1 protein-coding gene is annotated in these 1,060 nt (G+C 71.1%); it reads left to right on the plus strand.

Annotation, left to right across the window (positions count from 1 at the left end):
• Window positions 1–1,060: alkaline phosphatase family protein (locus IE142_RS34770; protein WP_191889405.1), on the plus strand; the 1,060-nt coding region annotated here is incomplete at both ends.

The raw sequence follows: 1,060 nt of genomic DNA on the forward strand, positions 1-1,060 counted from the left end.
CCGGTCCGGCTCCCGCGCACCCCTGGGCACCGTCCTGCCCGCCGTCACCTGCGCCGCCCAGTCCACCTTCCTCACCGGCACGATGCCCAGCGAGCACGGCATCGTCGGCAACGGCTGGTACTTCCGCGAACTCGGCGACGTCCTGCTCTGGCGCCAGCACAACGGACTCGTCACCGGCGACAAACTCTGGGACGCCGCCCGCCGCGCCCACCCCGGCTACACCGTCGCCAACATCTGCTGGTGGTACGCCATGGGCGCCGACACCGACATCACCGTCACCCCCCGCCCCGTCTACTACGCCGACGGCCGCAAGGAACCCGACTGCTACACCAGGCCCCCGGCCCTGCACGACGAACTCACCGAGAAGCTCGGCACCTTCCCCCTCTTCCACTTCTGGGGACCCGGCGCCGACCTGGTCTCCAGCCAGTGGATCATCGACGCCACCCGACACATCATGGCGACCCGGCACCCCGACCTGACACTCTGCTACCTCCCCCACCTCGACTACGACCTCCAGCGCTACGGCCCCGACGACCCGCGCTCCCAGAAGGCCGCGGCCGACCTCGACACGGCGATGGCCCCGCTCCTCGACGACGCCCGCGCCGAGGGACGCACCGTCGTCGCGCTCTCCGAGTACGGCATCACCCCCGTCAGCCGGCCCGTGGACATCAACCGCGCCCTGCGCCGCGCCGGCCTGCTCGAGGTGCACACCCAGGACGGCATGGAGTACCTCGACCCGATGACCTCCCGCGCCTTCGCGGTCGCCGACCACCAGATCGCCCACGTGTACGTCCGGCGCCCCGAGGACCTCGACGCCACCCGAGCCGCCCTCGACGGACTGCCGGGCATCGAGCAACTCCTCGACGACGAGGGCAAGAAGGCCCACCGCCTCGACCACCCCCGCGCCGGCGAACTCGTCGCCGTCGCCGAACCCGACGCCTGGTTCACCTACTACTGGCTCGACGACGACCGCGCCCCCGACTTCGCGCAACTCGTCGAGATCCACCGCAAACCCGGCTACGACCCGGTCGAGCTGTTCATGGACCCCCACGACCCCTAC

It is taken from the genome of Streptomyces mutabilis, assembly GCF_014649815.1.
In the GTDB taxonomy this organism is placed as follows: domain Bacteria; phylum Actinomycetota; class Actinomycetes; order Streptomycetales; family Streptomycetaceae; genus Streptomyces; species Streptomyces mutabilis.